Source organism: Streptomyces sp. NPDC057939, from assembly GCF_042887545.1.
In the GTDB taxonomy this organism is placed as follows: domain Bacteria; phylum Actinomycetota; class Actinomycetes; order Streptomycetales; family Streptomycetaceae; genus Streptomyces.
Window position 1 is genome coordinate 1 of the sequence record NZ_JBHVPG010000015.1, and the last position, 25,044, is coordinate 25,044.

23 protein-coding genes are annotated in these 25,044 nt (G+C 73.7%); 13 read left to right on the plus strand and 10 right to left on the minus strand.

What is annotated here, in order from left to right; translation table 11 throughout:
• Both ACFVS6_RS18420 and ACFVS6_RS18425 read left to right on the plus strand, forming a co-directional pair.
• The coding region (locus ACFVS6_RS18420) for a class F sortase (RefSeq protein ID WP_389704941.1) at window positions 1–600 on the plus strand (600 nt) is incomplete at its 5' end.
• 76 nt (window positions 601–676) lie between these two features.
• The gene (locus tag ACFVS6_RS18425; RefSeq protein WP_389704942.1) at window positions 677–3,841 is read left to right on the plus strand and encodes a sacsin N-terminal ATP-binding-like domain-containing protein; all 3,165 of its coding nucleotides are present in this window, start codon (window positions 677–679) and stop codon (window positions 3,839–3,841) included.
• Between the two features lie 66 nt (window positions 3,842–3,907).
• Here ACFVS6_RS18425 and ACFVS6_RS18430 read toward each other — a convergent pair whose 3' ends face one another.
• Together ACFVS6_RS18430 and ACFVS6_RS18435 are read right to left on the minus strand one after the other, a co-directional pair.
• Window positions 3,908–6,361, minus strand: coding sequence for an HAD-IC family P-type ATPase (locus ACFVS6_RS18430; RefSeq protein WP_389704943.1), 2,454 nt, complete (start codon window positions 6,359–6,361; stop codon window positions 3,908–3,910).
• Between the two features lie 122 nt (window positions 6,362–6,483).
• Window positions 6,484–6,783, minus strand: a complete 300-nt coding sequence (locus tag ACFVS6_RS18435) for a DUF2530 domain-containing protein (RefSeq protein WP_389704944.1) — start codon at window positions 6,781–6,783, stop codon at window positions 6,484–6,486.
• 138 nt (window positions 6,784–6,921) lie between these two features.
• Between ACFVS6_RS18435 and ACFVS6_RS18440 the strand changes: the two genes are divergently transcribed.
• Window positions 6,922–8,349 carry an NCS2 family permease gene (locus tag ACFVS6_RS18440; RefSeq protein ID WP_389704946.1) on the plus strand — a complete coding sequence of 476 codons (1,428 nt, stop codon included), beginning with the start codon at window positions 6,922–6,924 and terminating at the stop codon, window positions 8,347–8,349.
• Here ACFVS6_RS18440 and ACFVS6_RS18445 read toward each other — a convergent pair.
• Window positions 8,342–8,524: a ribbon-helix-helix protein, CopG family gene (locus tag ACFVS6_RS18445; protein WP_266574969.1), complete on the minus strand. Its 183-nt coding sequence runs from the start codon at window positions 8,522–8,524 to the stop codon at window positions 8,342–8,344. The genes ACFVS6_RS18440 and ACFVS6_RS18445 overlap by 8 nt on opposite strands.
• Window positions 8,525–8,692: 168 nt before the next feature.
• On the opposite strand from ACFVS6_RS18445, the gene ACFVS6_RS18450 reads away from it, so the two are divergent.
• From ACFVS6_RS18450 to thpR, 3 genes are all read left to right on the plus strand, one after another.
• Entirely contained in the window at window positions 8,693–9,130 is a 438-nt protein-coding gene (locus tag ACFVS6_RS18450; protein ID WP_281210494.1) for a MarR family winged helix-turn-helix transcriptional regulator, read from the plus strand.
• A 25-nt stretch (window positions 9,131–9,155) separates the two neighbouring features.
• The gene (locus tag ACFVS6_RS18455; RefSeq protein ID WP_389704948.1) at window positions 9,156–10,499 is read left to right on the plus strand and encodes an MFS transporter; all 1,344 of its coding nucleotides are present in this window, start codon (window positions 9,156–9,158) and stop codon (window positions 10,497–10,499) included.
• 105 nt (window positions 10,500–10,604) lie between these two features.
• Window positions 10,605–11,159 (plus strand): RNA 2',3'-cyclic phosphodiesterase, encoded by a 555-nt coding sequence (gene thpR, locus ACFVS6_RS18460; RefSeq protein ID WP_389704949.1) that lies wholly within the window; start codon window positions 10,605–10,607, stop codon window positions 11,157–11,159.
• On the opposite strand, the gene ACFVS6_RS18465 is transcribed toward thpR, so the two are convergent.
• The 3 genes from ACFVS6_RS18465 to ACFVS6_RS18475 all read right to left on the minus strand — a co-directional run bounded on the left by ACFVS6_RS18465 (window position 11,123) and on the right by ACFVS6_RS18475 (window position 13,447).
• Window positions 11,123–11,506 (minus strand): MmcQ/YjbR family DNA-binding protein, encoded by a 384-nt coding sequence (locus tag ACFVS6_RS18465; RefSeq protein ID WP_389704951.1) that lies wholly within the window; start codon window positions 11,504–11,506, stop codon window positions 11,123–11,125. The two genes, thpR and ACFVS6_RS18465, sit on opposite strands and share 37 nt — an antisense overlap.
• 199 nt (window positions 11,507–11,705) lie before the next feature.
• Complete coding sequence (locus ACFVS6_RS18470) at window positions 11,706–12,695, minus strand: aldo/keto reductase (protein WP_281210490.1); 990 nt, start codon at window positions 12,693–12,695, stop codon at window positions 11,706–11,708.
• A 59-nt stretch (window positions 12,696–12,754) separates the two neighbouring features.
• Entirely contained in the window at window positions 12,755–13,447 is a 693-nt protein-coding gene (locus tag ACFVS6_RS18475) for a GDSL-type esterase/lipase family protein (RefSeq protein ID WP_389704953.1), read from the minus strand.
• A 76-nt stretch (window positions 13,448–13,523) separates the two neighbouring features.
• Here ACFVS6_RS18475 and ACFVS6_RS18480 point away from each other — a divergent pair, with 76 nt between their 5' ends.
• Window positions 13,524–14,573 carry a WD40 repeat domain-containing protein gene (locus ACFVS6_RS18480; RefSeq protein ID WP_389704954.1) on the plus strand — a complete coding sequence of 350 codons (1,050 nt, stop codon included), beginning with the start codon at window positions 13,524–13,526 and terminating at the stop codon, window positions 14,571–14,573.
• A gap of 114 nt (window positions 14,574–14,687) precedes the next feature.
• Here ACFVS6_RS18480 and ACFVS6_RS18485 read toward each other — a convergent pair whose 3' ends face one another.
• Window positions 14,688–15,605, minus strand: a complete 918-nt coding sequence (locus tag ACFVS6_RS18485; protein WP_389704956.1) for a DUF3027 domain-containing protein — start codon at window positions 15,603–15,605, stop codon at window positions 14,688–14,690.
• Window positions 15,606–15,919: 314 nt separating this feature from the next.
• Between ACFVS6_RS18485 and ACFVS6_RS18490 the strand changes: the two genes are divergently transcribed.
• The 4 genes from ACFVS6_RS18490 to ACFVS6_RS18505 all read left to right on the plus strand — a co-directional run bounded on the left by ACFVS6_RS18490 (window position 15,920) and on the right by ACFVS6_RS18505 (window position 19,667).
• Window positions 15,920–17,299, plus strand: a complete 1,380-nt coding sequence (locus ACFVS6_RS18490; protein ID WP_389704957.1) for an MFS transporter — start codon at window positions 15,920–15,922, stop codon at window positions 17,297–17,299.
• A 293-nt stretch (window positions 17,300–17,592) separates the two neighbouring features.
• Window positions 17,593–18,084, plus strand: a complete 492-nt coding sequence (locus ACFVS6_RS18495) for a DUF2771 domain-containing protein (RefSeq protein ID WP_389704958.1) — start codon at window positions 17,593–17,595, stop codon at window positions 18,082–18,084.
• Window positions 18,085–18,097: 13 nt separating this feature from the next.
• Complete coding sequence (locus ACFVS6_RS18500; RefSeq protein WP_389704960.1) at window positions 18,098–18,823, plus strand: futalosine hydrolase; 726 nt, start codon at window positions 18,098–18,100, stop codon at window positions 18,821–18,823.
• The gene (locus tag ACFVS6_RS18505; protein WP_389704962.1) at window positions 18,810–19,667 is read left to right on the plus strand and encodes a 1,4-dihydroxy-6-naphthoate synthase; all 858 of its coding nucleotides are present in this window, start codon (window positions 18,810–18,812) and stop codon (window positions 19,665–19,667) included. Before ACFVS6_RS18500 ends, ACFVS6_RS18505 begins: the two co-directional genes overlap by 14 nt.
• Window positions 19,668–19,737: 70 nt before the next feature.
• On the opposite strand, the gene ACFVS6_RS18510 is transcribed toward ACFVS6_RS18505, so the two are convergent.
• Entirely contained in the window at window positions 19,738–20,121 is a 384-nt protein-coding gene (locus ACFVS6_RS18510) for a cold-shock protein (RefSeq protein ID WP_030012939.1), read from the minus strand.
• Between the two features lie 199 nt (window positions 20,122–20,320).
• On the opposite strand from ACFVS6_RS18510, the gene ACFVS6_RS18515 reads away from it, so the two are divergent.
• Window positions 20,321–20,575: a hypothetical protein gene (locus ACFVS6_RS18515; protein WP_389704963.1), complete on the plus strand. Its 255-nt coding sequence runs from the start codon at window positions 20,321–20,323 to the stop codon at window positions 20,573–20,575.
• Between the two features lie 20 nt (window positions 20,576–20,595).
• Here the strand turns inward: ACFVS6_RS18515 and ACFVS6_RS18520 are convergent, their stop codons facing one another.
• Window positions 20,596–21,249 (minus strand): HAD family hydrolase, encoded by a 654-nt coding sequence (locus ACFVS6_RS18520; RefSeq protein ID WP_389704965.1) that lies wholly within the window; start codon window positions 21,247–21,249, stop codon window positions 20,596–20,598.
• 178 nt (window positions 21,250–21,427) lie between these two features.
• Window positions 21,428–22,450 carry a hypothetical protein gene (locus tag ACFVS6_RS18525; protein ID WP_389704967.1) on the minus strand — a complete coding sequence of 341 codons (1,023 nt, stop codon included), beginning with the start codon at window positions 22,448–22,450 and terminating at the stop codon, window positions 21,428–21,430.
• Window positions 22,451–22,536: 86 nt separating this feature from the next.
• On the opposite strand from ACFVS6_RS18525, the gene ACFVS6_RS18530 reads away from it, so the two are divergent.
• Complete coding sequence (locus tag ACFVS6_RS18530; protein WP_389704968.1) at window positions 22,537–25,008, plus strand: helicase C-terminal domain-containing protein; 2,472 nt, start codon at window positions 22,537–22,539, stop codon at window positions 25,006–25,008.
• Window positions 25,009–25,044: the final 36 nt, after the last annotated feature.

Genomic DNA, 25,044 nt, shown 5'->3' on the forward strand with positions numbered 1-25,044 from the left:
GCCGGGACCCGGCCCCTGGCCCCGGCCCTCGTCCCCGTCCTCGTCCTGCTGCTCGGCGCCGCGTCGGCCGGCTGCTCGGGCGGCGCCGGATCCGCCCGGGCGGCCGGCACCCCCGCCGCCACGGCCGTCTCCGTCCTGCCGGCCTCCGTGCCGGACCGGATCGAGATCCCCGACATCAGGGTCGACGCCCCCCTCGACACCGTCGACCTCGACGCCCGGGGCGTCATGCGGGAACCCGACTTCGCCAAACCCGACGACGCCGCCTGGTACCGGCAGGGCCCGACCCCCGGCGAGCGGGGCGCCGCCGCGATCGTCGGCCACATGGACACCCCGCAGGCCCCGAAGGCCGTCTTCTTCAACCTCAAGGAGCTCAAGAAGGACCAGAGGATCGAGGTCCACCGCACCGACGGCACCACCGCCGTCTTCGCCGTCGACGAGGTCGACACCTTCAAGAAGGACGCCTTCCCCACCGACCGCGTCTACGGCGACACCCACGACAGGGCCGAACTGCGCCTGATCACCTGCGGCGGCGACCTCACCGCGGACCGCCACTGGGACGCGAACGTCGTCGTGTTCGCACACCTCACGGGCAAGGCGTAGCCCCGTACGCGATACCTTCAGCAGTTCGGGGCAGGCTCGGGGGTTCCGGGCCGGGCGAGTTCTTGGAGGCAGCGGCGTGAGCGTGCGAGTGACGGCGGCACAGAGTGGCGTGGACCCCTTCGGGACCGCACGACTGCGGCGCGGGGTGCTCGACGCCTGGGGCGCGGGCCCGGCCCGCTTCCGGGAGGACGCCAACGCCGAGGAGGACCTCGCGCTCGGCGGCTACCGGGACCGGCTCGTCGTCGAACTGGCGCAGAACGCCGCCGACGCGGCCGCCCGCGCCAAGGTCCCCGGCCGACTGCGGCTCACCCTGCACCCGGGCGACGGCGGCCACGCCGTCCTCGCCGCCGCCAACACCGGGGCCCCGCTCGACGCCACGGGCGTGGAGTCGCTGAGCACCCTGCGGGCCTCCGCCAAACGCGAACCGGGCGGCGCCGGGGACACCGTGGGCCGCTTCGGCGTCGGCTTCGCGGCCGTCCTGGCCGTCTCCGACGAACCGGCGGTGCTCGGCCGCCACGGAGGCGTGCGCTGGTCCCTCGCCGAGGCCCGCGAAATGGCCCGGGACGCCTCCAACGGCAGCCCGGGCCTCGGCGACGAACTGCGCCGCCGCGACGGCCACGTCCCGCTGCTGCGCCTGCCGTTGCCCGCCGAGGGCACGGCCCCCGAGGGCTACGACACCGTCGTCGTCCTCCCGCTGCGCGACGCCGCCGCCGAGGAGCTCGTGGAACGGCTCCTGGCCGGCATCGACGACGCCCTGCTCCTCACCCTGCCCGGCCTGCGCGAGGTCGTCGTCGAGACCCCGGCCGCCGGACACCGCGTCCTCTACCGGACCACCGACGGCCCGTACACCGTCATCGAGGACTCCGCCTCCGGCACCCACCGCTGGCGCACCGTCCGCCACAGCGGCCCCATCGAGCGGGAACTCCTCGCCGACCGGCCCGTCGAGGAACGGCTGCGCCCCGTCTGGACCGTCACCTGGGCCGCCCCCGTCGACGCCGACGGCGCCCCCGAACGCCCCCGCACCGCGCCCGTCGTGCACGCGCCGACCCCCACCGACGAACCGCTGGGCATCCCCGCGCTGCTCATCGCCTCGCTGCCGCTCGACACCTCGCGCCGCCACCCCGCCCCGGGACCCCTGACCGACTTCCTGGTGGAACGCGCCGCCGACGCCTACGCCGAGCTCCTCGGCTCCTGGGACCCGGTGACCACCGCCCTCGTCGACCTGGTGCCCGGCCCGCTCGGCAAGGGCGAGCTCGACGGGGCCCTGCGCGCCGCCGTCCTCCAACGCCTGCCCCGCACCGCGTTCCTCGCCCCGGCGGCCCCGGCCGTCCCGTCCGGCGAATCGGCCGACGGAACCGCCGGCGAGCCCACCGCGGCCGACGAGCGGGGCGCCCTGCGCCCCTTCGAGGCCGAGATCGTCGAAGGGGCCGGCGCCGACACCGTACGGGTCCTCGCCGAGGTCCTGCCGACCCTGCTCCCCGCCGGGCTGGAGCGCCGCCCCGAGCTGCGCACCCTCGGGGTCGGCCGGCTGCCGCTGGGCGACGCCATCGAGCGGATCGCCGGCATCGAGCGCACCCCGCAGTGGTGGCACCGGCTCTACGACAGCCTCGCCGGGGTGGACCCCGACCGGCTGTCCGGGCTGCCCGTCCCCCTCGCCGACGGCCGCACCGCGATCGGCCCGCGCCACCTGCTGCTGCCCGGCACCGACACCCCCACCGACCTGGCCCGCCTGGGCCTGAAGGTGGCCCACCCGGACGCCGCGCACCCGCTGCTGGAGAAGCTGGGCGCCCTGCCCGCGACCCCGCGCGCCGTCCTGACGACCCCGCAGATCCGGGCCGCCGTGGCCGGCTCCCTCGACGCCGGGGAGATCTGGGACGAGGACGCCCTCGACGCCGACGAACTCGCCGAGGTCGTCCTGACCCTGGTCCGCGACGCCGGCCTGGCCGCCGGCGACGAGCCCTGGCTGGGCGCGCTGGCCCTGCCCGACGAGGACGGCGAACTCACCCCGGCCGGCGAACTCCTGCTCGCCGGGAGCCCGCTGGCGTCCGTCCTGCGCGAGGACGAGATCCCCCACCTGGACGCCGAGTTGGCCGAGCGGTGGGACGCCGGAACGCTGGCCGCCTGCGGGGTGCTGACCGCCTTCCAACTGGTCCGCGCCACCGACGTCGTCCTCGATCCGGACGAACTGGAGCCCCGCGACGGGGACTTCGCCGAGCCCGACGATGTCGGCCTGCTGGACGCCGTCGACGTGTGGTGCGAGGACCTCCTCGACCAGTTCCCCGACACCCCCGTCCCGCCGGTGGCCACCGAACTCGTCGCCGTCCGCGACCTCGACCTCGTCGACGACGACCGCTGGCCGCAGGCCCTGGCGATGCTGGCGCAGCCCCCGCTGCGCGACGCCCTCGTCCAGCCCGTACGGATCCTGCTCCCCGACGGCACGACGCAGTCCGTGCGCCCGTACACCGCCTGGTGGTTGCGCGACCACCCGGTGCTCGACGGTCGGCGCCCCGCCGGGCTTCGCGCGGCGGGCGGGGATCCGCTGTTGGAGGGCCTGTACACGCCGGCGGACGCGACCGGCTTCGAGGACGAGCAGGTCCTGCGGGCGCTGGGCGTGCGCACCACCGTGCGGGCCCTGCTGGAGGAGCCCGGCGGCGCGGCCGAGCTGCTGGCCCGGCTCGCCGACCCGGACCGTGAGGTGACGGGCGGCCGGCTGCACGGCCTGTACGGGGCGCTGGCCGACCTGGACCCGGAGCAGGTGACGCTGCCGGACGAGCTGCGGGCCGTGGTGGACGGCGAGGTGGTCGTGGTCGACGCGGCCGACGCGCTCGTCGCGGACGCCCCCGACCTGCTGCCGCTGACCGGGGGCCTGCCGCTACTGCCGGTGGCGCCGGCGCGGGCGGCCGACCTGGCGGACCTGCTCCAGGTGCGGCGCCTTTCGGACACCGTCCCGGCGGAGGTGACGACCCCGGGCGAGGAGCACGAGGTCCCGGAGTCCGTTCGGGTGCTGCTGGGGCCGGCGACGCCGCCGACGTACCTGGAGCACGAGGAGCTGATCGCGGGCGGCATCGAGCTGGACTGGCGCCGCACCCCGGACGGCACCCTCCACGCGGCCACCCTGGAGGGCGTGGCGGCGGGTCTGGCCTGGGCGGCGCACCAGTGGCCCCGCCGCTTCGAGGTCGCGGCCCTCCTGGAGGACCCGTCCCGCACGGCGGAACTGGCCCGCGACCGCTGGTTCGACTGACACCCCGTGCACCGGGCCCGGGCGGCGACGCCCGGGCCCCGCGCCCTACGCCCTACGCCCTACGCCCTACGCCGGGAACTTGCGGTCGACCCAGCGGAACGCGAACTCGATCAGGGCCGCGGCCCCGACGGCGATGGCGACCGCGATCCACGGCATGGTCACGCCCACCAGCTTGAGCTGGAAGAACTCCTGGAGCCACGGCACGACGAGGACGATCAGGAAGGCTCCGCCCATGGCGCCGACCAGTCCGACGCGCCACCACGTGTAGGGGCGGGCGATGATCGCCAGGACCCACATCGAGGTCAGGAACAGGGTCAGCGTCGCCGCGCTGGTCTCGGCCTCCAGGGCGTCCGGGCCGCTGTAGTGGGCGCGGGCGACGATGTAGGTGACGAAGGTGGCGGTGGCCGCGATGACGCCGCCGGGGATGGCGTAGCGCATGACGCGTTTCACGAAGTGCGGCTTGGCGCGTTCCTTGTTCGGGGCGAGGGCGAGGAAGAACGCCGGGATGCCGATGGTCAGCGTGGACAGCAGCGTCAGGTGGCGGGGCAGGAACGGGTACTCGACCTGCGAGCAGACCACGAGGACGGCCAGCAGCACCGAGTAGACCGTCTTGGTGAGGAAGAGCGTGGCGACGCGGGTGATGTTGCCGATGACGCGGCGACCCTCGGCGACGACCGACGGCAGGGTGGCGAAGCTGTTGTTGAGGAGGACGATCTGGGCGACGGCCCGCGTCGCCTCGGAGCCGGAGCCCATGGAGACGCCGATGTCGGCGTCCTTGAGGGCGAGGACGTCGTTGACGCCGTCGCCGGTCATGGCGACGGTGTGGCCGTTGGACTGGAGGGCGCCGACCATGTCCCGCTTCTGCTGCGGGGTGACCCGGCCGAAGACCGAGTTCCCGTCGAGGACGGCGGCCATCTCGGTCCGGTCGGTGGGCAGGCCCCGGGCGTCGACGGTGTTCTGGGCGCCGGGCAGTCCGAGCTTCCCGGCGACCGCGCCGACGGAGACGGCGTTGTCACCGGAGATGACCTTGGCCTTGACGTCCTGGTCCTCGAAGTAGCGCAGGGTGTCGGCGGCGTCGGGGCGCAGCCGCTGTTCGAGGACGATCAGGGCGGTGGGCCGGACGCTGCCGGCGACGGCGGGATCGTCGAGTTCGCGGGTGGAACGGGCCAGCAGCAGCACGCGCAGGCCCTGCTCGTTGAGGCCGTCGATCTCCTCCAGGGCGGGATCGCCGGCGGGCAGGAGGACGTCGGGTGCGCCGAGCAGCCAGGTGTTGTTCTCGCCGTCGCCCTCGCTGAAGCTGGCGCCGCTGTACTTGCGGGCGGAGGAGAACGGCAGGGATTCGGTGCAGCGCCACTCGGCGCTGTCGGGGTAGGCGTCGATGATGGCCTGGAGGCTGGCGTTGGGGCGGGGGTCGGACTCGCCGAGGGCGCCGAGGACCTTCTTGACGTAGGTGGGGTCGGCGCCGCCGAGCGGGCGGAGCTCGGTGACGTCCATGCCGCCCTCGGTGAGGGTGCCGGTCTTGTCGAGGCAGACGACGTCGACGCGGGCGAGGCCCTCGATGGCGGGCAGTTCCTGGACGAGGCACTGCTTGCGGCCGAGCCGGATGACGCCGATGGCGAAGGCGACGGAGGTGAGGAGGACGAGCCCCTCGGGGATCATCGGGACGATGCCGCCGACGGTCCGGGCGATGGCGTCCTTGAGGTTGTTCTCCTTGACGACGAGCTGGCTGATGATCAGCCCGATCGATGTCGGGATCATCATCCAGGTGACGTACTTGAGGATGGTGGAGATGCCGGAGCGCAGCTCGGAGTGGACGAGGGTGAAGCGCGAGGCCTCTTCGGCCAGCTGGGCGGCGTAGGCCTCCCGGCCGACCTTCGTGGCGGTGAAGGCGCCGCCGCCGGCGACCACGAAGGAGCCGGACATGACCTGGTCGCCGGGCTTCTTCAGGACGGGGTCGGCCTCGCCGGTGAGGAGGGACTCGTCGATCTCCAGGCCGTCGGCCTCGCCGACGACGCCGTCGACGACGACCTTGTCGCCGGGGCCCAGCTCGATGACGTCGTCGAGGACGATCGCCGAGGTGGAGATCTCGGCGGTGGTGCCGTCGCGGCGGACGGCGGGTTTGGCCTCGCCGATGACGGCGAGCCCGTCGAGGGTCTTCTTGGCGCGCAGTTCCTGGATGATGCCGATGCCGGTGTTCGCGATGATCACGAAGCCGAAGAGGCTGTCCTGGATGGGCGCGACGATCAGCATGATCACCCACAGGACGCCGATGATCGCGTTGAAGCGCGTGAAGACGTTCGCGCGGACGATCTCGGTGGTGGAGCGCGAGGATCGGACGGGGACGTCGTTGACCTCGCCCCGGGCGACCCGTTCGGCGACCTGCGCGGTGCTGAGGCCGGCCGGCTTGAAGCGGGGTGCGGGCGGTTTGACCGGGTGCACCGGATCGAGTTCGGCTCCCGCGTCGATGGCGGCGCCGGACCGCTCCGGCCCGTCCTGGTCGGTCTTCGCCCGCTGCGTCATGCTTCCGACCGTAAACGGGGTTCGAACGGTTCACCCGCCGAGCGGTCACAAGATCCGACCTGAGGATGAGCGGAATCCTCCCCTGGTCCCCCCGCGTCCCGCCCGCGCGTCCTCCGGCGCGCCTACCGGTCGGCGTCGGGCGCGGCGGCGGGGGAGGCAGCGTCCCGTTCGGCCTGCTCGGCGGCGTGGAGCTTGAGGGCGGCGTCGCGGCCGCGGACGTACCAGATGCCGATGAGGCCGAGCCCGCCGCCGGCGGCGCAGGTCCACAGCCACCACAGCAGGTCGCGGTCGGCGAACCAGCCGTAGAACGGCAGCTGGACGACGAACAGGGCGAACCAGAGGATCGTTCCGCCCGTGATGGTGGCCACCACCGGGCCCTCAAGGGGCTCGGGCGCCTCGTGTGTCGCTGTCCACTTCGCCATGACGCCCAGTCTAGGTGGCCCGTTTTCGGGTCTACGCGCGGAGATGGACTGCCCTCCAGTGATGTGTTCATACTGAAACGGTTTGCCTACGGCCTGATTCGTTCGTACGAACCACCTATAGACCAGTTTGAGGACCGCATGAGCACCTCGGCACCCGCCGCGGCCCCCACCACCGGCCTGGACCGCTACTTCAAGATCTCGGAACGCGGTTCGACCGTGGCCCGCGAGGTCCGGGGCGGTCTGGCCACCTTCTTCGCGATGGCCTACATCATCGTGCTCAACCCGATCATCCTGGGCAGCGCGAAGGACATGTACGGGCACCAGCTCGACGGCGGCCAGCTCGTCACCGCCACCGTCCTGACGGCCGCCTTCACCACCCTCCTCATGGGCGTGATCGGCAACGTCCCGATCGCACTGGCGGCCGGTCTCGGCGTCAACACCGTCGTCGCCCTCCAGCTGGCCCCGCGGATGAGCTGGCCGGACGCCATGGGCATGGTCGTCCTCGCCGGCTTCGTGGTGATGCTGCTGGTCGCCACCGGTCTGCGCGAGCGGGTCATGAACGCCGTCCCGCTGGGCCTGCGCAAGGGCATCGCGATCGGCATCGGCCTGTTCATCATGCTGATCGGGCTGGTCGACTCCGGGTTCATCACCCGCATCCCGGACGCCGCCCACACCACCGTCCCGCTCCAGCTCGGCTCCAACGGCCACCTGCACGGCTGGCCGGTCCTGATCTTCGTGGTCGGCGTCCTGCTCACGCTCGCCCTGCTGATCCGCAGGACGCCCGGCGCGATCCTGATCTCCATCGTCGTCATGACGGTGATCGCCGTCGGCGTCCAGCTGGTCACCGACCTCCCGGGCCTCGCCTGGGGCCTGACCGTGCCCGAGTGGCCGGGCAACCCCGTGGCCGCCCCCGACTTCGGGCTCGTCGGTCAGGTCAGCCTGTTCGGCGGGTTCGGCAAGGTCGGCCTGGTCACCGGCATCCTCTTCGTCTTCACCGTGCTGCTGTCCTGCTTCTTCGACGCGATGGGCACCATCCTCGGCGTCGGCGACGAGGCCAAGCTGATCGACGCGGACGGCAACTTCCCCGGCATCAACAAGGTGCTCCTGGTCGACGGTCTGGCCGTCGCCGCGGGCGGCGCGACCTCGTCCTCGGCCACCACCTGCTTCGTCGAGTCGACCGCCGGCGTCGGCGAGGGCGCCCGTACGGGCCTGGCCAACGTCGTGACGGGCGGCCTCTTCGCCGTCTCGCTGTTCCTCACGCCGCTCGCCACGATGGTCCCGTCCCAGGCCGCCACCCCCGCGCTCGTCGCGGTCGGCTTCCTGATCCTGGCCGGCTCGGTCAAGGACATCGACTGGAGCGACTTCACCATCGCCGTCCCGGCCTTCCTGGCCATGGTGATGATGCCCTTCACCTACTCGATCACCAACGGCATCGGCATCGGCTTCATCAGCTTCTGCGTCCTGCGGGCGGCGACGGGCCGGGCCCGCGAGGTCCCGGCCGCGATGTACGTCGTGTCGGCGGTCTTCGTCTTCTACTACGCGATGCCGGCCCTCGGCCTCACGTAAGGCCGTAGAACTTCTCCGTCTCGTCGACCGCGGTCTTGAACCGCTCGTCGAAGTCATCGCGAATGAGCGTCCGGACGACATAGTCCTGGACGCTCATTCCGCGTTTGGCGGCATGGTGCCGGAGCCGCTCCAGCAGCTCCCCGTCTATGCGCATGCTCAGCACATGTGTCCCCATGCCGAAAGAGTCGGGCCACAGGAGGCGGACGCGTGTCGCTTTCCGCGCCCGACTCACCCGTACGAGTGACTCGATCTTTGCGGTGCGTCCCGCGGCGCGTCCCGGGTGTGTCCCACGGCTCGATCAATCCGGTGTTCCTTAGGGAGAGTAATGAGTTACTCTAAATACATGCCTGACCTTTCCCATGGCGACGATGCTGCCGCCGTGAACGACCTCCGCTCCGCCGTCATGCGGCTGGGCCGGCGCCTCAAGCACCAGCGCGTCGACGAGTCGCTGAGCCCCACCGAGATGTCGGTGCTCGGCACCCTCGCCCGCTGCGGCCAGGCCACCCCCGGTGAGCTGGCGCGCCGCGAGCACGTCCAGCCCCCGTCGATGACCCGCATCGTCGCGCTGCTGGAGGCCAAGGGACTGGTCACGCTGGAACCGCACCCCGACGACCGCCGCCAGAAGGTGGTCCGCCAGACCGAGGTGGCCGAGGCGATGCTCGAAGAGAGCCGTCGCAAGCGCAACGCCTTCCTGGCCGGGCTCGCGGCCGAGCTCACCGAGGACGAATGGGCCAAGCTCCGCGCGGCCGCCCCCGTCCTGGAGAAGCTCGCGCACCTTTAGGAACGACGCCAGGAGGCGAACGCTTTTGAGTACGGGAACCGGAGCAGACTCCGCACCCGGCCACACATCCACCCCCACCACTGCCGCACCGGCGGGCAAGAACTCCATGTTCAGCTCGCTGAGGATCCGGAACTACCGGCTCTTCGCGACGGGCCAGGTCGTCTCGAACACGGGCACCTGGATGCAGCGGATCGCCCAGGACTGGCTGGTCCTCTCCCTGACCGGCTCCGCCTCCGCCGTCGGCATCACCATCGCCCTGCAGTTCCTGCCGATGCTGATGTTCGGCCTCTACGGAGGCGTCCTCGCCGACCGGCTGCCCAAGCGGCCGCTGCTGCTGGCCACCCAGAGCGCCATGGGCCTCACCGGCATCGCGCTCGCCGCCCTCACCCTCGCCGGACACGTCCAGGTCTGGCACGTCTACCTGGCGGCCTTCCTGCTCGGCCTGGTCACCGTCCTCGACAACCCGGCCCGGCAGACGTTCGTCCCCGAGATGGTCGGCAAGGACCAGGTCGCCAACGCGGTCAGCCTGAACTCCGCCAACTTCCAGTCCGCGCGGCTGGTCGGCCCGGCGATCGCCGGCGTGCTCATCACCGCCGTCGGCTCCGGCTGGGCCTTCCTGCTGAACGGACTGTCCTTCGCCGCGCCCATCGCGGGCCTGCTGATGATGCGGACCCACGAGCTGCACCCCGTCGAACCGCAGCCGCGCGCCAAGGGACAGCTGCGCGAGGGACTGCGCTACGTCGCCGGCCGGCCCGAGCTGATCTGGCCGATCGCCCTGGTCGGGTTCATCGGCACCTTCGGGTTCAACTTCCCGATCTGGCTGTCGGCGTTCGTCAGCGACGTCTTCCACGGCGACGCCGGCACGTACGGCCTGTTCAACACCCTCATCGCGGCAGGCTCCCTCGCCGGGGCCCTGCTGGCCGCCCGCCGCGGCCACTCCCGACTGCGGCTGCTCGTCGCGGCCGCCGTCATGTTCGGCGGGCTCCTCACCGTCACGGCCTTCGCCCCCGGCTTCTGGCTGTTCGCGGCGCTGCTCGTGCCCATCGGGGTCTTCGGCCTGACCGTCAACGTCACCGCCAACTCCAGCGTCCAGATGGCCACCGACCCCGAGATGCGGGGCCGCGTCATGGCGCTGTTCATGATGGTCTTCACCGGCGGCACCCCCCTCGGGGCCCCGCTGCTGGGCTGGATCACCGACACCTGGGGCGCCCGCGTCGGCATGGCCGCCGGCGGCCTGATCTCCCTCACCGCCGCACTCGCCATCGCCGTCGTCCTCTCCCGGATCGGCAACCTGCGCCTGCACGTCGGCCGCCGCGGCGTCACCTTCGTCCCCGCCGCGCCGCGCCGGGAACTCACCACCGCCGCCTGACCCCCACCGGGGGCGGGGCGGCGGCGGCAACCCCCAGGGCCTGTCGTCGAAGTCCCGTCGTCGCCCGCAGACGGGAATTCGACGACAGGCCCTAGGGTCGGGGGCATGAGGCTGTTCGCCGCCGTACTGCCCTCCCCCGGGGCCACCGCCGAGCTCCGCGAGGCCGTCGCTGCCGCCCCCCGCCCCGAGGGACTGCGCTGGACCGCCGAGGCGGGCCGGCACTTCACCCTCGCCTTCATGGGGGAGGTCCGCGACGAGGTGCTCCCCGACCTGTACGAGCGGCTCGGCCGGGCCGCGTCCCGGACCGCCCCGTTCCCGCTGCGCCTCCACGGCGCCGGCCACTTCGGTGACCGCGCCCTGTGGATGGGGGCCGCCGGCGGGCTCGACACGCTGCGGCTGCTCGCCGAACGCGCCGACGCCGCCGCCCGCCGCGCCGGCGTCCCGATGGACCAGCACCGGCGCTACACCCCGCACCTGACCCTGGCCCGCAGCCGCACCGGCACCGACCTGCGGCCCTGCCTCGACGCCCTCGCCGGGTTCGAGGGCACCCCCTGGCTGGTCGACACCCTCAGCCTCGTCCGCAGCAACCTGCCCACCGGCGGCGTACCGGGCGAACAGCCCCGCTACGAGGTCGTACGGGCCTGGCCGCTGTCCCCCTGACCGGCGCCGCCCTCCAGGTGCTCCCGGGCCACCCGGGCCGGTACGCACATCCGCCACGCCTCGGTCACGAGCTCCGCCAGCTCCCCCGCGTCGAGGGCGGCCATCCGCGCGTGGACCCAGTTGTAACGCATGTCCCCGGCCCCCGGCAGGGAGAACCTGTCCGGCTCGGCCGCGACCAGCGCGGCCCGCTCCTCCTTGGGGAAGGCGAAGCCGAGCTCGGTCTCGTCGCGGGAGAGGGCAAGGTAGACGATCCGGCCGATGCGGAACTTCACCCGGTCCCGCACGAGGTGTTCCTCGGTGCGCGGCAGCGCGAGCGCCAGCCGCCGTACGTCCTCCACGGTCACCATGACGGCAGTCTCCCGCACCGCCCCCGCCCGTGGGGCCGGGGGCCGTACTCGGGGTCGGCGGGAGCCGCGTTAGGCTCGAAGGGTGGATCCCAAGACCAGAAACCGTGTCATGGCCGGTGTGCTCGTGCTGATGTTCCTCGTCGTCGCCGTGGCGGCCGCCGTCGGCCAGTAGCCGGCCGGCGGTCGCCCCGTCCGCCCGCTACCAGGCGAAGGCCTCCGGCGACGGGCCCGGACCCGGGAAGATCTCGTCGAGGCCCGTCAGGACCTCCTCCGGAAGTTCCAGCTCCACCGCCCGCAGCGCGGACGCGAGCTGCTCCGGCGTGCGCGGACCCACGATCGGGCCCGTGACCCCGGGGCGCGTCAGCAGCCACGCCAGGGCCACCTCGCCGGGCTCCAGGCCGTGCTTGTCCAGCAGGTCCTCGTACGCCTGGACCTGCGCGCGGACCGTGCTGTTGGCCAGCGCGTCCGCCGACCGCCCGGACGCCGTGCGCCCCGACTCGGCCGCCTTGCGGATCGCACCGCCCAGCAGACCGCCGTGCAGCGGGGACCAGGGGATGACGCCCAGCCCGTACGCCTCGGCCGCCGGGATGACCTCCATCTCGGCCCGCCGCTCGGCGAGGTTGTAGAGGCACTGCTCGCTGACCAGGCCGAGCCGCCCGGTCCGCGCGGCCGTCTCGTTGGCCTGGGCGATCTTCCAGCCGGGGAAGTTGGAGGAGGCCGCGTAGAGGATCTTGCCCTGCTGGACCAGGACCTCGACGGCCTGCCAGATCTCCTCGAACGGGGTCCGCCGGTCCACGTGGTGGAACTGGTAGACGTCGATGTAGTCGGTGCCGAGCCGCTTGAGGCTGGCGTCGACGGCCCGGCGGATGTTGAGCGCCGAGAGCCGGTCGTAGTTGGGCCAGGTGTCGGCCTCGCGGTACATGGAGCCGTAGACCTTGGTCGCGAGGACCGTCTTCTCCCGGCGGTCGCCGCCCTGGGCGAACCAGGTTCCGATGATCTCCTCGGTGCGGCCCTTGTTCTCGCCCCAGCCGTACACGTTGGCCGTGTCGACGAAGTTGATGCCGGCGTCGAGGGCGGCGTCCAGGATGGCGTGGCTCTCGGGCTCCCCGGTCTGGGGGCCGAAGTTCATCGTGCCGAGTACGAGGCGGCTGACCTTGAGGCCCGTGCGTCCGAGCTGCGTGTACTTCATGGGGCACTAGCCAACTGCTTGGAGTGCGCTCCAGGCAAGCCCCTTGGGTGAAGGGCGTGTTACGGCCCGCCCGCCGGCCGGTAGGGGCCCCCGATGCCCCACGCCTGGTGCAGGACGGCCGCGAACTCGCCGGCCAGCCGGTGCTCCCCCGAGGCGTTGGGATGGGTGCCGTCGTAGGTGTCGTGGCGGATGTCGTACTCCTGGGGCCGCGCGGCCAGCAGGATCGGCGAGGCGTCCGTCGACAGGTCGGCGACCGCCTTCGCGAGCAGTTCGTTGAAGCGCCCGACCTGCGCCGCGAACGGCGCGTCGTCCTCGGCCCGGACGTTCGGGATGACCGGCAGCAGCACCATCCGGATCCCGGGGCGGGCGGCGCGGGCCTCGGCGACGAACCGGCGGACGTTGACGGCGGTCCCGTCGGCCTCGGTGTAGAAGCCGAGGTCTATCAGGCCCAGGGAGACGAGCAGGACGTCCGCCCCGCACGCGGCGACGGCGGGGCCGACCAGGGGCGCCATGTGCTGCCACCCCTCGCCCCAGCCCGCCAGGTGGCGCCGGGCGTGCTCCGGGAAGTCCGGGGCGGCGTAGGCGTGGCTGGTGGCCTCTTCGGTGGCGGGGTCGTGGAGCGCGGTGCGCGGGCCGACGATCTCGAAGGGGCCGTCCAGGGTGGCGCACAGGTGCTGCCACATCCGGTGGCGCCAGGTGTAGTCGCCGGCGCGTCCGATGGTCATGGAGTCGCCGACGAACATGAAACGCATCCGGTCATCATCGCGGATCACGCGACAGAAACCCCTGTGACGCCGGACACGCGGAACGTGCCGGCAGGCTTGGGGGATGCGCCTGCTCCCCCGGTCGTCCGCCGTCCTCGCCGCCACCGTCGTCACCGCCCTCGCCGTGCTGCCGACGGCGGCCCTCGCCGCGGAGACCCCGGGCTCGGCCGGCTTCACGATCACCGACCCGCGGATCAAGGAGTCGAGCGGGCTCGCGGCGAGCCGACTGCACCCGGGCGTGTACTGGACGCACAACGACAGCGACGACGGCCCGTACGTGTACGGGGTGGACGCGGCGACCGGGAAGACCGTGGCGCGGGTGACGCTGACCGGGATCGGCACGCCCCGCGACGTGGAGGCGATCTCGCTCGGGCCGGACGGGCAGTTGTACGTCGGCGACATCGGCGACAACCGCAACGGCACCTGGGACCACGTGTGGGTCTACCGCTTCCCGGAGCCGAAGCAGCTCGCCGACACCACCGTGAAGGCCGAGCAGTTCACCGTGACGTACGCCGACGGGCCGCGCGACGCCGAGTCCCTGATGGTCCATCCGGTGACGGGCCGGGTGTACATCGCGAGCAAGCACGAGCGGACGGCGGGCCTGTACGAAGGACCCGAACGGCTGTCGGCCGGTGGGCCCAACGTCTTCCGCCGGGTCGCGGACGTGCCGTGGGTGACGGACGGGGCGTTCTCCCCCGACGGCGGCCGGCTGACGCTGCGCGGCTACTTCACGGCGCGCACCTACCCGTGGAAGGACGGCCGTCCGCAGGGCGACGGGACCCGGGTGGGCGCCCCGTTCCAGGGGCAGGCCGAGTCGGTGACGTACACGGCGGACGGGAAGACCCTGCTGTTCGGGTCGGAGGGCGCGAACAGTCGGGTCATCGCCGTCCCGGCGACCGACGGCGCCGCGGACGACGGCTCCTCCCCGAGCGCTCCGTCCGCCCCGGGCGCCGCCCCGTCCGGGGCCGCGTCCGGCCGGCCCGGCTCACCGCCGCAGGCCGGCGGTCCCGCCGGGGAGGACGGCGCCTTCGCGAAGGGGGCCCTGGTCCTCGCGGTGGGCACCGCCCTGGTCCTCGGGGCCAAACGGCTGCTGCGACGCCGGCCGAAGGGCTGACGGGACGCCACGGCCCCGCGGCCTGACGGAGCGCCACCGACCGAGGGACCGGCGGGGACGGGGCGGCCCGACCGCGTCCCCTGCCGCCGACGGGCAGGGGCGACCGCGTACGCCCTACGAGTGGCCGAGGTCCGACGCCAGAAGGTCCGTGACCGGGACCGATCCGGTGTCGTCGGCCGGCCGCAGGGGGAACTCGTCGGTGGCCATCGAGTCGAGCACCGGCGGCGCGGGCCGCAGCGGCTTCGGCATGACCGCGGCCTCCGAGTGGCCGCCGCAGCCGTACGAGAGGGACACCAGTCGGCCGTCGGCCGGTCCGAACTCGTTGGCGCAGACGCCGAAGGCCTGCCCGAGCGAGCCGCCGATCTTGACGAGGAACCCGCAGGACACGCACGACGCGGGCGCCGCCTGCGCCATCGGGGTCTTCGCGCCGAAGGACTCGTCCCAGCGGTCGGCCGCGCTGTGCAGCCCGTACCGCGAGAGGACCCGCGCGCGCCGCATGCCCAGTTCCTCGGCGACCGAGGTGATGGAACCGCGGGCCGGCACGACCACCCGGTCGGTGACGTCGGCGTCCTCGGCCTCGACGAGTTCGGCCATCTCCTCCGAGACGACGGAGTTCGGCGGCGGGGCGTCCTCGTCGGACCAACCCTGCTCCAGGCGCAGGTCGTCGGCGTCGGTCGGCAGCAGGTCGCCGGGGCCCATGTCACCCGGACGCAGCCGCTCGCTCCACGGCACCCATTCGGGGGCCAACAGCGCGTCGTCGCCGGGGAGCAGCACCGTTTCGTCGAGGGTGACGTTCTTCGCGCGGGAGGCGCGGGTGACGGTGACGGCCCAGCGCCAGCCCCGGTAGCCGGGTTCCTTGCACTCGAAGAAGTGCGTGACGACCCGGTCGCCCTCCGCCACGACGGAGACGTGCTCGCCCACCACACCGGGGAAGGCGGCGTCCTCCGCCGCCGCACGGGCGAGTTCTACCGCCTCGGCGCACACGCGGTCGGGGGTACGCGGGGTACGGCTTCGCGTCGTCGCAGCACTCACAGGTCTCGTTCTCTCCTACGCCGTCTCACGAGTGCGCCGTCCGTACTGTCGTCCACAACGACCCGTCGGTTCGTCCGTACCCAGCGCGGGCGGAGCGGACCAGAGGGCCGCGTCGACGTCCGCGCCCGATCGGCCTCGGGCGCACCCCACTGCGATCCATTCTGCGGGATCGCGAAGAGGCGCGCGGCCAAGAGCAACCGCCGGTGGCGCGCTACGCACGCTACCTCCTCCGGAGCCTTCGTCCCACATGCGAGGTCCGATTCGCGGACGACGCCTGCACCCGGAACGTGCCGGGAGGGGTCCGGGAGGGCCGAGTGGGGCACTATGGCCACGTGGCACCCGCACGGTCGTCCGATGACGGCTCGGGACCGGCCAAGCGGGCCGGCCGGGCTGTCGGGCGTGCCCTGCACCTCCCCATCACCGGTACGGCGCGCGGGATCCGGCGGGCCACGCACGCGCACGGGGCGGGTGAATCGGGACTCGGCCGACTGATCGAACTGCACGCGATCAACGGCGCCGGCGACGTGATGATCACGGTGGCGTTGGCCTCGACGGTGTTCTTCTCCGTCCCCACGGACGAGGCACGCGGCCGAGTGGCCCTGTACCTGGCCATCACCATGGCCCCCTTCACCCTGCTGGCCCCGGTGATCGGCCCGTTGCTGGACCGGTTGCCGCACGGCAGGCGGGCGGCGATGGCGGCGGCGATGCTGGCGCGGGCGCTGCTGGCGCTGACGATGTCGGGCGCCGTGGCGACCGGCGGCCTGGAGCTGTACCCGGCGGCGTTGGGCGTCCTGGTGGCGTCCAAGGCGTACGGGGTGGTCCGCAGCGCCGTCGTGCCCCGCCTCCTCCCACCGGGGTTCTCACTCGTCAAGGCGAACTCCCGGGTCACCCTGGCGGGCCTGCTGGCCACGGGCGCGGCGGCGCCGATCGGGGCCGGCCTGCACACGATCGGACCACCCTGGCCGCTGTACGGGGCCTGCGCCATCTTCGTGTGGGGGACGTTCGCGGCGTTCCAGCTGCCGCACAAGGTGGACGACGCGAAGGGGGAACGGCGCGCCCGGCTCTCCACGCACGAGGCGCACTCGCGGCGACCCGGCCTGCGCACGATCAGCCGGCCGGTGCTGTGCGGGCTGCTGGCCAACGCGTCGATGCGGGCCCTGTCGGGCTTCCTGATCTTCTTCCTGGCGTTCCTGTTGCGGGAGCACCCCCTGGCCGGGCAGAGCGCGGCGGTGTCGTTGGCGGTCGTCGGCGTCTCGGCGGGCCTGGGCAACGCGTGCGGCACGGCCGTCGGGGCGTGGCTGCGGGCGCGGGCCCCGGAGGCGATCATCGCGACCGTGCTGTGCCTGACGCTCGGGGTGGCGGTGATCGCCGCGGTCCTCTTCAGCGGGGCGATGGTGGCGGTCCTGGGCGCGACGGCGGGCTTCTGCCAGGCCCTCGCCAAGCTGTCGCTGGACGCGATGATCCAACGGGACGTCCCGGAGTCGGTCCGCACCTCGGCCTTCGCCCGCTCGGAAACCCTGCTCCAGGTGGCGTGGGTCCTGGGCGGCGCGATCGGCATCGTGCTGCCGCTGAACGGAGTCCTGGGCATGGCCGTGGCGGCGGCGGTGGTCGCCCTGGGCACGACGATGGCCCTCCGAGGCGTCCTCACCACCCCCCACCACCACCCGGGCACCACCCACCCCCGCGTGGCCTGACGAACCCGGCCCCGCACGGCCCGACGAACCCAGCCCCGCGCGGCCGGACGAACCCACCCCTGCGCGGCCCGACAAATCCAGCCCCGCCGGCGTTTGAGGCGCGGGGGTTCGGGGGCGGAGCCCCCCGCGGCGGCGCCGCACCCGACCGGCACGCCCCGCCCGGCGCGGCCGACCGTCCCCGGCCCGCGGCCGACCGACCCCGACCCCCGGCCGACCCGTACCGCCCCGGCGCAGCCGACCCGCACCGGACCCCATGCAGCACCTCGGCCCACCGGCCCGATAGCCTTCGGCTCATGACCGCACCGCTTTTCCCGGGTAGGGCCCGCCGCAGCGTCGCGGCCCTCGGAGCCGTGTCCGCCGGCCTCCTCCTCCTCTCCGCCTGCGGGGACAAGCCGACCCCCCTCGCGACCGTGACCGTCGGCACGTCCACCGTCTCTGCGGAGTCCGACTGCCGCGCAGACGGCAAGGACCTCTCCATGGACCGCGTCCAGGAGTGCCTCACGAACGTGAAGCACGCCAAGACCGTCGACTACCACCGCGGCGACACGCTGCGCCTGGGCGTCGAGCCGGAGATCGTCGAGGACGGCAACAAGTGGCAGGCGGTCCTCGACGGACAGCCGATCACCGAGCCGTCCTCCAACACCTACCGCAGCTTCCAGGGCGCCGACGTCTTCGCCACCGGCGGCCAGGGCGAGGCCCCCTCCTCGAAGGTCCTCGGTTTCGTCCAGGTCGGCGAGGACGGCAAGCCGCTCGCCGTCTGGTCCTTCAAGCTCAAGCTGAAGTAACCGGGGGCATCCCGTGCGCGCGCTCGTCGTGACCGCGGTGGCCGCGGAGGCCGAATCCGCGGCCGCCGGTCTCACCCCTCATCCGGACCCGGTCACCCCGGAGCCGCGCGCCCTGCCCGGCGGGTACCTCATCACCCGCCGGGACCTGCCCGGTCTCGCCGTCGACGTGCTCGTCGGCGGTGTGGGCCCGGCCGCCGCGGCGGCCGCCACGGCCACCGCGCTCGCGTCGGCCGACTACTCCCTCGTCATCTCCGCCGGCATCGGCGGCGGGTTCGCGCCCGCCGCCCCGCTCGGCTCGCTGGTGGTCGCCGACGCGCTCGTCGCCGCCGATCTGGGCGCCGGTACGCCCGAGGGGTTCCTCACCGTCGCGGAACTCGGCTTCGGCCGCAGCGTGCACCTGCCGCCCGCCGAGCTGGCCGCGTCCGTCGCGGAGGCCACGGGGGCGCTGCTCGCACCCGTACTGACCGTGTCGACCGTCACCGGGACCGCCGCCCGCGCCGCCGAGCTCGCCGCCCGGCACCCCCTCGCGGGTGCGGAGGCCATGGAGGGCTTCGGGGTGGCGGAGGCCGCCGTCGCGCACGGTCTGCCGGTCCTGGAGATCCGCGCCGTGTCCAATGCGGTCGGGCCGCGCGACCGTTCCGCCTGGCGCATCGGAGAGGCCCTCGCCGCGCTCGCCGACGGCTTCCGCGCGCTGGGGCCCGTACTCGTCAACTGGGGAGAACGCCATGAGCACCGGTGACCGTCCGACGTTGGACATCGCCTACTCGCCCTGCCCGAACGACACGTTCGTGTTCGACGCGTGGGCGCACGGCCGGGTGCCGGGCGCGCCGGCCCTCGACGTCACCTTCGCGGACATCGACGTCACCAACGGCATGGCCGAGCGCGGTGAGCTGGACGTGCTGAAGGTGTCGTACGCGGTCCTGCCGTGGGTGTTGGAGGAGTACGCGCTGCTGCCCTGCGGCGGGGCCCTGGGGCGCGGCTGCGGTCCGTTGGTGCTGACCCGGGAGCCGGGCGTGGACCTGGCGGGGAGGACCGTGGCCGTGCCGAGCGAACGGTCGACCGCCTACCTGCTGTTCCGGCTGTGGGCGGCCGACGTGCTGCCCGAGGGCGTCGGGAAGGTGGTCGTGCTGCCGTTCCACGAGATCATGCCCGCCGTGCGGGACGGCCGGGTGGACGCCGGACTGGTCATCCACGAGGCCCGGTTCACGTACCGGGACTACGGGCTGCACTGTCTGGCGGACATGGGCGAGCACTGGGAGTCCACGACGGGCCTGCCGATCCCGCTCGGCGCGATCATCGCGAAGCGTTCGCTGGGCGAAGCGACGCTGCGGGCGCTGGCCGAGGCGGCCCGTGCGTCGGTCCGGATGGCGTGGGAGGACCCGGAGGCGTCCCGCCCGTACGTGCGGGCGCACGCGCAGGAGTTGGATCCGGCGGTCGCCGACCAGCACATCGGGCTGTACGTCAACGAGTTCACCGCGGACCTCGGCGACGCCGGGTACGCGGCCGTCCGCGGGCTGCTGACCAGGGCCGCCGCCGAGGGTCTGGTTCCGGCCATCCCCGCGGACGCGCTCGTCTTCCCGTAGGGTCCGGGGCCGCGCGCGGCGGTGCCCCGCGGCTCGTTCGAGCGGCGGGGCACCGGGGTCGCGCGTGGGGTCAGACGTCGAGTTGGTCGGCCACCGCGCGGAGCAGTCCGGCGATCTTCGTGCCGTGCACCTTGTCGGGGTAGCGGCCGCGTTCCAGCATCGGCGTGATGTTCTCCAGCAGGGTGGTCAGGTCCTGCACGATCGAGGCGAGCTCGTCGGGCTTGCGGCGCTGAGCGGCCGCGACCGAGGGCGCCGGATCCAGCACCGTCACGGAAAGTGCCTGGTCACCGCGTTGTCCCGCTACGACGCCGAACTCGACGCGCTGGCCGGGCTTGAGGGCGTCGACCCCGGCCGGGAGCACCGACGAGTGGACGAAGACGTCGCCGCCGTCGTCGCGGGAGAGAAAGCCGAAGCCCTTCTCGCTGTTGAACCACTTGACCTTGCCGGTAGGCACGTCCGTCCTCTGTCCTTGTGCTCGTCGGGTCCGGTCGGCCGGGATGAGCGGCTCCGGATAGCAGTGCGGCAGGTCCTTCGACCCGCCTCCTCCAGGCTAATGGTCCAGAAACGGGTGACAAGACGTTCCCCGGTCCTTCCCGGGGCCCTTCCGCCGTCCTTCCGGTTCACTGCGTCGGCCAGGGAACTACCCTGGTCGGGTGACTGTTACTCCTCATCCCGACGATGCCCGGCCCGGCGACGGACTCGTGAAGGCCGGCGGCATCGTGTTCATCGCCGGCGCCGTGGCGACCCTCGCGACGATGGCCCCGCTGTTCCTGGGCACCGACCCGTTCCCGTCGTACGCGTGGGCCGTGTGCATGCTCATGGGCGTCGGCTTCGCCATCTCCGCGGCGGGCGTGTTCCGCTCGGCCGCGGCGCAGCGAAAGGCGGCCCGGGCCTCCCAGGCCGCCTGACGGGTGCGGCGGTGCCGGTCTCAGGCGGCGGCGCGGGCGCGGTCGTACTCCGCGAGCCACTGCGGCAGCTCGGTGAGGTCGCCGAGCACGACGTCCGCGCCGGCGGCGCGCAGTTCGGCTTCCGAGCACGGGCCGGTGGGCACCGCCACGGACAGCGCGCCGGCCGTGCGGGCGCCCCGTACGTCGCCGACGTGGTCGCCGACGTAGACCTGCGCGCCGTATTCGCGCAGGGCCTCCGCCTTGGCCTCGGCCCACAGCCAGCCGATGACGGCGTCGGCCTCGATGCCGAGGTGCTCCAGGTGGTGGCAAGCGTTGGGCTCGTTCTTCGCGGTGACAACGATGGCACGGCCGCCGAGCGCCTGGACGGCGGCGATCGCCTCGCGGGCGCCGGGCATCGCGGGGGTGGGCTCGATGGCGTGCTCGACGTAGATCTCCCGGTAGCGGTCCCGCATCGCCGGGATCTCCGCGTCGGTGAACCAGTACGCGAGCTCCTCCTCCAGCGGCGGCCCGAGCCGGGTGACGGCCTCGTCCGCGTCGATGAAGGCGCCCGTCTCGGCCGACAGTGCCTGATAGGTGGCCCGGATGCCGGGACGGGAGTCGATCAGGGTCATGTCGAGGTCGAACCCGACCGTCAAAAGGGCGGGTTGGATCATGGTGTGGGGGTGGGAGGTCATGCCCCCATTGTGCCGAGGCCCGTCCAGCTAAACGGAACGTGGACTTAGCTTTCCCTTTCCAGACCGTGAAATGTAGGCATATCCCACCCCGGTCACTCGGGCTCCATTCAAGACGTTCTCCATCCGCCCCTCCGGAATGCGTGGTGGGAGCAATCATCTTCGGCCAGACCCACCGCAGTCAGCCACGACGGCGGGAACGCCACAGCAGGTACACCGCCGTCACGACGGCGGCCCAGCGGATCAGGGCGGGCCACATGCCGTGGAACGCCGCGCCCATGCCGTCATCGGCGAGCGCCTCGCCCCACCGGCCGGCCCGCCGACCCCACAGCCACAGCACCGCCCCGGTGAAGATCGCGCCGGGCACGCCGAGGACGACCCACTTGCGTTCGCCCGGCGCGAGCACCCGGGACCCGTACGCCACCAGCCACCCGACGGCCAGCAGCATCCAGTACCCGGTGAGCGCCCCCGCGGCGAGGAGCGCCGCCGCCAGCAGCAGGAACGCGTGCGGGCGGGCGCGACCCGCCGGCGCCGCAGCGGCGTCGGGGGCGGCCGCGGCGGCCTTGCGCTGCCGGCGGCGTTCCCGACGGGCGCGCAGCACCCGTACGACCCGGCGCGTCCGGGATTCCGACGGGCCCGCCGGACGCGCCGCGGTCCCGTCCGCCGCGTCGTCCGCGTCCGGATCGTCGTCCGCGCCCGCGCGGCCGAAGCCGGCCGGGAACTCGATGCCGCCCGCGAAACCGTCGACCTGCGGCCCCGAACCGAGCGCCGCCGCGCCCGGCCCGACGCGCCACCAGTCGGGTTCGACGCCGTCGGGGATGCCGAGTTCGTCGAGACCGGCGAGGTGCGGCGGCACGTTCCGCGGCTCCTCCGCCGGCTCCGGGGCGGGCCTGCGACGCAACCGGCCCCGCTGGACGGGAACGGCGGGAGCCGCCACCGCCGGGGCGGGGTCGCGGACCGGCTCGGCGGCGCGCGCCGGCCGGCCGACGGTGTCGAGGACCTCCTCCGGCGTGCCGAGCCGCTCCAGGATCCGACGTACGGCCGCCGGCGTCTCCGGTTCGTACTTGGCGCGCCGACGGTCGATCTCGTCCCGGAGCCCCGAAACGAGCCGCATCCGATCACCCGACGCCAACTGCCGTCGCTGCGCCAAGTCCCCGACCCGGCTCAGATATTCGTAGACCAGATGGTCGCTCTCGATCCCCACGCCCCGGCTCCTCACGTCCCGCCTGCCCCGAAGGTAGCGCGTGCGCCCGTGGAGCGGTCGTCGGCGCAACGGATACCGTTGACCGGATGGGGACCGGCCGACGGACCGGCCGGCGCGACCAGGAGGCGACCACCGTGCCCGAGGCAAGCACCGCTGCGGGAAATGCCCCGCGCTCCCTCGCCGAGGCGCTGCGCGCCCGTGACGACGTGGGGCTCGCCGCCCTGTTGCACGCGCGGCCCGACCTGCTGAACCCGGTGCCCGGCGACGTCACCCAGCTCGCCACCCGCGCCGGGACCCGCGCGTCGGTCGTGCGCGCCCTGGACCGCCTGGACCGGTTCGCCCTCCAGACGGCGGAGGCCCTCGCCGTGGCACCCGACCCGTGCCCGTACCCGGTGCTGGAGTCCCTGCTGACGGGCGGCGAGAACGAGGCCGCCCGCGCCGAGCTGCCGCGGGCCCTCGGCACACTGCGCGACCAGGCCCTGGTGTGGGGCGACGAGGACCGGCTCCGACTGGTGCGCACCGCCCGGGAACTGCTCGCGCCGTCCGCGCAACGCCCCTCCCCGACGGGTCTCGGACCGACGGTGTCCGAGGCGACGGCCGGCATGTCACCGACGCGGATCCAGGAGATCGTGGCGGCCCTCGGGCTGCCCGCGACCCACGACGCGGTGTCCGCCGTGACCGCCCTGACCGGCCTGTTCACCGACCAGGAACGGATGTCGGCGCTGCTGGACGAGGCCCCCGCCGAGGCCCACCAGGTCCTCGGGCGGCTCGTGTGGGGGCCGCCGTACGGGGAGGTGACCCCGCAGCCGACCGCGCCGGTGCGCTGGCTGCGCGACCGGGGTCTGCTGCTGCCCGCCTCGGCTCGGACGGTCGTACTGCCCCGCGAGGTCGCGCTGCACCTGCGCGGCGGGCTGGCACACCGGTCGACGGCCCCGCTGCCGCCGACGGTCGGCGCGCGCCGCGAGCACCGTCCACAGCTTGTGGACGCGAACGCGGCCGGCCAGGCACTGGCCGCCGTGGCCACCGTCGAGGAACTCGTGAAGTCCTGGGAACACGCCGGGCCGGCCGTCCTGCGGGCGGGCGGGCTCGCCGTACGGGACCTGAAGCGGGCGGCGACCGCGCTGGACACCACCGAACCCTCGGCGGCGTTCTGGATCGAACTCGCCTACGCGGCCGGGCTCCTGGCCAGTGACGGGGAGGCCGACGAACGGTACGCGCCGACCCCGGCCTTCGACGGCTGGTGCGAACTGCCGCCCGCCGAACGCTGGTCGGTGCTCGCCGCGGCCTGGCTGCCGGCCACCCGGACCGCCGGGCTCGTCGGCGAGCAGGACGCCAAGGGACGCACCCTGTCGACGCTCGGACCGGAACTCGACCGGTCGGCGGCGCCCGAGGTGCGCCGCCGCGTCCTGGGCCTCATCGCCGAACTCCCCGAGGGCGGTTCCCCCGACCCGGACGCACTGCTCGACCGGCTCGCCTGGGAACGTCCCGTACGCGGCACCAGCGACCTGCGGGCCCGCCTCGCGCACTGGACGCTGACCGAGGCGGAGGTCCTCGGCGTCACCGGCCGCGGCGCGATCAGCGCGTTCGGCCGCGCCCTGCTGGAGCACCGGGATCCGGCGCCGCCGCTGGCCCCGCTGCTGCCCGAGCCGGTCGACCACGTCCTGCTCCAGGCCGACCTTACGGCGGTCGCGCCCGGCCCGCTGCGCCGCCCGCTCGGCGACACCCTGGCCGTGCTCGCGGACGTCGAGTCCAAGGGCGGGGCGACCGTGTACCGCTTCACCCCCGGCTCCGTGCGCCGGGCCCTGGACGCCGGGCACACCGCCGTCGACCTGCACGCCTTCCTCGCCGAGCACAGCCGCACCCCCGTACCGCAGCCGCTCTCGTACCTCATCGACGACGTGGCGAGACGGCACGGGCACCTGCGCGTCGGCGCGGCCTCCTCGTACGTGCGCTGCGACGACGACGGCATGCTGAACGAGATCCTCGCCGACAAGCGGTCCGCCGGACTCGGGCTGCGCCGCCTCGCGCCGACCGTCCTGGCCGCGCAGGCCGAACCGGGGGCGCTGCTCGACGGGTTGCGGGCGATGGGTTACGCCCCGGCCGCGGAGTCCCGTACCGGCGACGTCCTGGTGGCACGGTCCGACGCCCACCGCACCCCGGCCCGCTCGGCACCGGTCCCGGTCCCCGACGGGCCGCCGGTCCCCGACGCCACGCTGCTGGGCGCGGCGGTACGGGCCATCCGCGCCGGCGACCTCGCGGCCACGGCGGTCCGCAAGGAACCCGCGTCGACGACGGACTCCCCGACGGCGGCGCCCGGCGAACTCCCGCGCACCAGCGCGGCGGAAACCCTGGCAACGGTCCAGGCCGCCGCCCTGACGGGCTCGGCGGTCTGGATCGGCTACGTCAACGCCGACGGCGCGGCCAGCCAACGCGTCATCGCCCCGGTCCGCGTGGAGGGCGGCTTCGTCACCGGCTACGACCACACGGCGGACGAAGTCCGCACGTACCCCCTCCACCGCATCACGGGCGTAGCGGAACTGGCGGAGGACCAGGTCTGACAACCCGACCCCACCGGCCCCAACCAAGCCCCACCG

Coding starts and splice junctions, on each gene's coding strand:
- ACFVS6_RS18430 (WP_389704943.1), bottom strand. CDS start 6,361: ATGACGCAGCGGGCGAAGACCGACCAGGACGGGCCGGAGCGGTCCGGC.
- ACFVS6_RS18435 (WP_389704944.1), bottom strand. CDS start 6,783: ATGGCGAAGTGGACAGCGACACACGAGGCGCCCGAGCCCCTTGAGGGC.
- ACFVS6_RS18440 (WP_389704946.1), top strand. CDS start 6,922: ATGAGCACCTCGGCACCCGCCGCGGCCCCCACCACCGGCCTGGACCGC.
- ACFVS6_RS18445 (WP_266574969.1), bottom strand. CDS start 8,524: ATGGGGACACATGTGCTGAGCATGCGCATAGACGGGGAGCTGCTGGAG.
- ACFVS6_RS18450 (WP_281210494.1), top strand. CDS start 8,693: ATGCCTGACCTTTCCCATGGCGACGATGCTGCCGCCGTGAACGACCTC.
- thpR (WP_389704949.1), top strand. CDS start 10,605: ATGAGGCTGTTCGCCGCCGTACTGCCCTCCCCCGGGGCCACCGCCGAG.
- ACFVS6_RS18465 (WP_389704951.1), bottom strand. CDS start 11,506: ATGGTGACCGTGGAGGACGTACGGCGGCTGGCGCTCGCGCTGCCGCGC.
- ACFVS6_RS18470 (WP_281210490.1), bottom strand. CDS start 12,695: ATGAAGTACACGCAGCTCGGACGCACGGGCCTCAAGGTCAGCCGCCTC.
- ACFVS6_RS18475 (WP_389704953.1), bottom strand. CDS start 13,447: ATGCGTTTCATGTTCGTCGGCGACTCCATGACCATCGGACGCGCCGGC.
- ACFVS6_RS18480 (WP_389704954.1), top strand. CDS start 13,524: ATGCGCCTGCTCCCCCGGTCGTCCGCCGTCCTCGCCGCCACCGTCGTC.
- ACFVS6_RS18495 (WP_389704958.1), top strand. CDS start 17,593: ATGACCGCACCGCTTTTCCCGGGTAGGGCCCGCCGCAGCGTCGCGGCC.
- ACFVS6_RS18505 (WP_389704962.1), top strand. CDS start 18,810: ATGAGCACCGGTGACCGTCCGACGTTGGACATCGCCTACTCGCCCTGC.
- ACFVS6_RS18520 (WP_389704965.1), bottom strand. CDS start 21,249: ATGACCTCCCACCCCCACACCATGATCCAACCCGCCCTTTTGACGGTC.
- ACFVS6_RS18530 (WP_389704968.1), top strand. CDS start 22,537: ATGGGGACCGGCCGACGGACCGGCCGGCGCGACCAGGAGGCGACCACC.